General features: G+C 59.1%; 4 protein-coding genes and 1 pseudogene. 2 read left to right on the top strand and 3 right to left on the bottom strand.

Translation table 11 applies throughout. From position 1 onward, the window contains the following. Window positions 1–97: 97 nt before the first annotated feature. Window positions 98–921, bottom strand: a pseudogene (locus tag BW967_RS18635) (IS3 family transposase); the annotation flags it as partial. 186 nt (window positions 922–1,107) lie between these two features. On the opposite strand from BW967_RS18635, the gene BW967_RS18225 reads away from it, so the two are divergent. Then, entirely contained in the window at window positions 1,108–2,250 is a 1,143-nt protein-coding gene (locus BW967_RS18225; protein WP_076486539.1) for a hypothetical protein, read from the top strand. Window positions 2,251–2,489: 239 nt separating this feature from the next. Here the strand turns inward: BW967_RS18225 and BW967_RS18230 are convergent, their stop codons facing one another. Together BW967_RS18230 and BW967_RS18235 are read right to left on the bottom strand one after the other, a co-directional pair. After that, window positions 2,490–3,512: a hypothetical protein gene (locus tag BW967_RS18230; protein ID WP_076486541.1), complete on the bottom strand. Its 1,023-nt coding sequence runs from the start codon at window positions 3,510–3,512 to the stop codon at window positions 2,490–2,492. Window positions 3,513–3,842: 330 nt separating this feature from the next. Further along, complete coding sequence (locus BW967_RS18235) at window positions 3,843–4,763, bottom strand: alpha/beta hydrolase (protein ID WP_076486544.1); 921 nt, start codon at window positions 4,761–4,763, stop codon at window positions 3,843–3,845. Window positions 4,764–4,857: 94 nt separating this feature from the next. On the opposite strand from BW967_RS18235, the gene BW967_RS18240 reads away from it, so the two are divergent. Beyond that, a complete protein-coding gene (locus BW967_RS18240; RefSeq protein WP_076486543.1) occupies window positions 4,858–5,751 on the top strand; it encodes a LysR family transcriptional regulator in 894 nt (297 codons plus the stop codon). The last annotated feature ends 138 nt before the right edge of the window (window positions 5,752–5,889 follow it).

Below are 5,889 nucleotides of genomic sequence, written 5' to 3' on the forward strand. Positions count from 1 at the left end.
GGCTCCGCGCCCGGCGCGCTTGCCCAACCCGAAACAGACCACTATCAACCCCAAGGACTCTCGTTATGACTGAGGGACGACCGGGGGGCAGGTCATTACTGGTGAACTCGGTTCCATTGTCCGAGACAATGCAGTTGGGCTTGCCATAGATCCGGACCAGAGCATCAAGTTCGCGTGCCACCCTGGCCCCGGAAAGGCTCGTGTCTGCGATCAGGGTGAGGTTTTCGCGGCAGCAGTCGTCGTTCACGGCCAGGATACGGAACTTGCGGCAAGCCCCGAACGTGTCGGACAGGAAGTCCAGCGACCACCGCTGGTTCGGCCGCAGCGGCACTGGCATCGGCGTTCGACTGCCCCGCGCTCGTTTGCGGCCGCGACGGCGCCGCACCGACAGGCCTTCTTCCCGGTAAATCCGGTAGAGCTTCTTTTCGTTCATGATCATGCCCTTGCGCTCGAGCAGGATGCCGACGCGCCGATAGCCGAAGCGACGGCGCTTCTCGACGATCTCGTGCATCGCCTCACGGATTTCCGGGTTGTCGGGCGGCCTCTTTCGCCGCACCGTCTTCGGATCGACACCGATCAGGACGCAGGCCCGGCGCTGAGAGATCGGATGATCCTTCAGCGCGCGCAGCACCGCGTCCCGCCGTTGTATCGGCGTCGTTAGCGCTTTCCCAGCAGATCCTTCAGCACAACGTTGTCCAGCATGACATCGGCCACAAGGCGCTTCAGTTTCGCGTTCTCGGCCTCGAGTTGCTTGAGCCGATTAGCGTCCGAAAGGTCCATCCCGCCATACTTGGCCTTCAGCTTGTAGAACGTCGCCGGGCTAAAACCGTGCTTCCGGCACAGCTCCGAGGTCGGCAAACCGGCCTCCTGCTCTTTGAGCATCCCGATAATCTGCGCCTCGGTGAAACGGCTTTTCCTCATCTCGTCTGCTCCTTCAGGTTGGGCAGACTCTACATCAGATTGAGGGAACTTCCGGGGGGCAGGTCAAGACCAGGAAAGCAGCCTTTCATGTCCTTCGTGATTTGGCCACCTATGAGAGGCTGTCTCTGCTGGACCTTGGGGTATCTATCTGCTTCTATCAGCCAAGATGCGCAAGAATGAGGTGCCATGTACTTTGCAGTTGTATTTCCATTGGCCGATTTTCGGAGCCTACACCGGCAGAACGCAGGCCGTTTGGAACGCCCCGCATGGGGACAAACTGACCCGAGAGCCGAATTTGCGCGTGGTTTCGGAAAAATTCATACAAGAACAAAGTCGGCGGCAGGTTATTCTGGCGAGAACTACTACGCAGACTGCGACAATTTAGTTAAGTATCCGTCACAATATTTTCTAAATCCGATTCCGGGATTTCTGCGCTCCATCTTGGCGTATCCCGTATATAGACGATTCTACTTCGATGGGCAGATGTCTGGTCGCTTTGAGCTCGGGTTCCGTTTGAATGAGGACTCCATTCATGAGATAGCTCGATCCGCAGGTGGGGTGGAATACAGTACTTCGGAAATTGCCGCACAAGTGTTGCAGAGCGATCTGCGGCTTGATTTACTGGATGACCGAGAAATTAAACTGCCCTTTTCAAACGCGGCGCAAGCTCTTCGGGATGCCTGGATACTTAGCAGTACAAAGAACAAATCTCTCAACACTTTTGATATCGAAACAGTTGGCTCCAAGTATGTCGGAGTCGGTGCTCCGTTCGTATTCATTCGATCTGGTCGGGAGACAAAAATCAAATCGGAGAAGCAAAGGCGCGACTTGTTTCAGAGCGAAGACCTTGAGCTTTTTTTGACGAGATCCGGCAAGCAAGGACAAAGTTTCGATGTAGCCGTGATATCATCAGACGCTTCGCTTTCGGCAGAGACGCCCAAAGAGCGGTTGGCACGCCTATTCTATATCCAAATTCGGACAATTTCTTTTTCTCACTCATTCTACCTTCGGCAGGTAGCGTCTGAAAAAATTTCCGGACCGAAATCGCTAGAGCCAGCGATACAAGCTCTGCTTGGGCGACTGTCAAACTTAGAGCCCAGCGAAGGCGACCAGACGGATGAATTGGCGTGCCGTGAGATGTCTGAAATTTTGCGGCAAACGGACCTGAGCCCCGCCCAACTAGCTTCCGAAATCGAGAGAACGATAAAGCCGGGCGTTGCACGCCGGTGGTTCGGCGGCTTTTGGGGCTATGCAGATAAAAAGGTAGACATAGCGATTGAGGCCGCTGCAGGAGCTGCGACAAAGCACCTCCTAAGCAGCGGCCCCTGAAAATATTGGGCAGCACCGAATGCTTAGCCCGTCTATGCCGTTGGGGATTAAGACCCCTCAGGCAGTAGTATCGCACTACAGAGGCCAAGAGTCAATGTGTCGAGGCGTGCAGCCCTGTACTCGGGTAGCCACTTCCCGGCATTCTGCCGTGCGGCATCGAGATGGTCTGAATAGCAGCGTTGGGCCAGCACCGTAGGCTGAGCAGCGTTATTGTCTCTGAATAACGATTGTCAGAAAAATCACACCTCGACTCTCGGGCCAACGACGCGCGTGGGTAAATCCCTACTTGCTGGTTGTCCTCGCTTGTGCGCTCGAACCCGTACCACTTTCCCGTCGGCGTACCGTCTTTCATGTTCGGCCACCCAATGCTCAGTGGGTGTAGCTCGGCTTCCGGCCTGTGCTTGCTCAAAGCGAAGCCTGGCCTTTTGCTCAGTCAAGTGTCGCTCGCCTGCCGGTCCAATTCGAATGGTGACATGAGACTTGAGAACTTCAGTCATCCAAGCCTTGCCAAACTTCCGCGCTGTCTTGGCCTGTGATGTTGATAGGCTCGCAACTTCTTGCGATATCAAGTCGTCCTCACGCGCAGCGAGAGCAGCGAAGAGCATAAACCCGACTACCATATCGTATGTGAGGTGACCTTTGTGTTCCTCGAAGTATTCCCTAAACGAAGCTTCATCGGGCAACAGTCCTGCCCTCATAAATCCCGCCACTACTGTCCGCTGAGGTTTCCAAAAGGTGTCATTAAAGTCGGGACGACCATCTCGTGATTTCGAAATCTCCAGAACGAAGGGCGCATCTAAGAAGATGGTGTCCGTCATTGCTGAGAAGAGGCTTACGCTCAGTTTTTCGGGAGAACGATTATCAAAGAGGAACCCTCGCTGACGCCGGTTGCTCAGTTCTTCTTTGTCCAGGGTCGTTACTCCTCGAGCACAACGGTCTTCCCACAGTTTGCGGTCGTCATACTCTATCCAAATGAGGTCACGCGGAAGTTCGATATCGCGCACATAGTCTTGAATGTCGGACTCAGGACGATGCTCCCATGGCATGCCTTGGACATCCATTCTCAACGAGTCGAGATAATTCGCAGCGTTATGGTCGAGCAAATAGATCCTCGCCGAGGAGAGATCGCTAAGAACTTGTTGCCAATGCTGACGGATTTCCTCGGACGAGACCCGCTGCCCATCGGGGCCGTGCATATCCACAGGCATTTCGTTTTCGAGGTGGTGTCCAAACTTAAGAGCGATCGTTTTATAAAGGATCATTGATTTTACTCAAATATTAGATGGGCGTATCTCTGACGGATCGAATGCCCATCAGAGTCATACCCGAGACCTTCGAAGCGATTTGCCGGTGCGCGTACTCTCCTAGCCTCGCTGTACTTGGTGACCGGCGCAACGGAAAAACGAAGATCCGGAGGCTCAAAGACTAGTTGATCATGCCTTCTGAGAGTTGGCATTGTCCACATTCTGGGACGTCCGCTTTGGGGAAGCCGCGTTGCAGCAACTCTAGACGTGACGAGTGGCTGCTCAGGGCCGGGAAACCCAAATCCCGCTCAAAGCCCCCGCCCGGTTGGCCGGACGGGGGCTCACAAGTCATGCCGCGAGGTGTTTGCCGAAGAACGTGGCAAGCACGCCCGCCGCCTCGGCCACGAATTGCGCGCCGTCGTAGAGCATCATGTGGTTCGCCCCTTCGACCACGTGGAACCCCTTCTCGGCGCTGGCCGCACGCGCGTAGAGGTCGTCGCTCATCCACTTGCTGCCCGCCTCGGACCCGGCGACGATCTGCAAGGGCTGGCGCAGGAACACCTCGGCCATGTTGAACGCGTCATAGCTCACCAACTGCGTCAGGCTGCGGGCGGTGGCCCAGCCGGGTGCCGTGGCGCATTGCGCGCGTTGGGTGTGGTAGTATTCCCACGCCTGACGCAACTCCTCGTTCGGCGCGTCCTCTTCCTTCAGCGGCGCCATCGGCATCTGCGCCACCGGGTTGCCCGCCGCATCCGAGCTCCGTGCGGCCGCGCCCATCTCAAGGTAGGGGATCGCCGCCTCGGAGGGGAGCGATCCGTCCCAGCCGTGGCGGAACATCGCGCCGATGTTGACGGCGCTGACAGTGCCCACCGCCTTGATCCGCGGATCGTTGATCGCCGCATTCGCCGTGTAGCCCGCGCCGGCGCAGATGCCCGCCGCGCCGATCCGCTCGGCATCGACGAAAGGCAGCGTGGTCAGGTGGTCGATCACCGCGCTCACGTCCTCGGTGCGGATATGGGGGTTCTCCAGCTGGCGCAGGTCTCCACCGCTTTCGCCCTGATGCGAGGCATCATAGGCGATGGTGACGAAGCCCGCCTTGGCCAGCGCGGCGGCATAGGTGCCGGCGGTCTGTTCCTTAACCCCGCCGCCGGGATGGGTGACCACGATGGCGGGGTAATTGCGTGCCGCGTCAAAGCCTTCGGGCAGGTGGAGCTGTGCTGCCATCGCGATGGCGGGAGTGTTCGAGTTCGGAAAGGTGATGCGGGTCATGTCGGTCTCCATTCGGTGATGAGACCACTATGCCCGCTGGCGCGCCTTGCGATTAGCTGGCAAAGTCTACTTGGACTTATAATTGAGGTGATGAATGCGGCGCGAGGATATCGCCGATCTTTCGGCCTTCGTCATGGTCGCCGAGGCGGGCAGTTTTACCAAGGCGGCGCAGCAGATGGGGATCTCGCAATCGGCGCTGAGCCAGATCGTGCGGCGGCTCGAGGAGCGGCTGGATGTGCGCCTGCTGGCCCGCACGACGCGCTCTGTTGCGCCCACGGTTGCGGGCGAGCGGCTGGTGGCGCGGATGGCGCCCATGCTGCGCGACCTCGAGACGGGGCTGACCGAACTGGTCGAGACCCGCGCGCGTCCCGGCGGCCACATCCGCCTGACCTGCGTCGAACATGCGGCGCGCAGGGTGATCGCGCCCGCCTTGGCGCGACTGTTGCCGGACTACCCCGAGCTGACCGTCGAGGTGATCGTCGATTATGGCCTCGTCGACGTGGTGACCGCGCGTTTCGATGCGGGCGTGCGCCTGGGCGCGCAGGTCGAGAAGGACATGATCGCCGTGCGCATCTCGCCCGATGTCGAGATGGCCGTGGTCGCCACCCCCGCCTACCTCGGCAGGCATGGCGGACCCGAGACGCCCGACGCGCTGACCGAGCACCGCTGCATCGGGCTGCGCCTGCCGAGTTCCGACACGCTCTACGCGTGGCGCTTCCTGCACCGCGGCAAGGACACCCGGGTGCGCATCTCCGGCCCCGTCATCTTCAACACTCTGGAGTTGATGCACCACGCGGCCCTCGACGGGCTGGGGTTGGCGATGCTGCCAAAAGACATCGTCGCGCAAGACCTCGCCACGGGTCGCCTGATCCAGGTGCTGGCCGACGAGACACCGCCCCTGCCGGGCTATCACCTCTACTACCCCAACCGCCGCCACGCCTCCCCGGCCTTCCGCCTGCTGGTCGACGCCTTGCGGTATCGCGGCTGAAGGATACCGCTGCGCAGCGCGGGGTGAAGGGATATACATCACAGGGCGGATAGTGTTGAAAAAGTCGGTCGAAATCGCCGATTTCACGGCACGGGTCTCTCCGGCAACGCCGGGTCGTCCGGGCTATCGCCCGTCCGA

Origin of the sequence: Rhodobacter aestuarii, assembly GCF_900156655.1 — a bacterium.
GTDB lineage: Bacteria > Pseudomonadota > Alphaproteobacteria > Rhodobacterales > Rhodobacteraceae > Rhodobacter > Rhodobacter aestuarii.

What these genes read in the sequence shown, in the direction of transcription:
- BW967_RS18225 (WP_076486539.1), top strand. Translation starts at nt 1,108, where the DNA reads ATGTACTTTGCAGTTGTATTTCCATTGGCCGATTTTCGGAGCCTACAC.
- BW967_RS18230 (WP_076486541.1), bottom strand. Translation starts at nt 3,512, where the DNA reads ATGATCCTTTATAAAACGATCGCTCTTAAGTTTGGACACCACCTCGAA.
- BW967_RS18235 (WP_076486544.1), bottom strand. Translation starts at nt 4,763, where the DNA reads ATGACCCGCATCACCTTTCCGAACTCGAACACTCCCGCCATCGCGATG.
- BW967_RS18240 (WP_076486543.1), top strand. Translation starts at nt 4,858, where the DNA reads ATGCGGCGCGAGGATATCGCCGATCTTTCGGCCTTCGTCATGGTCGCC.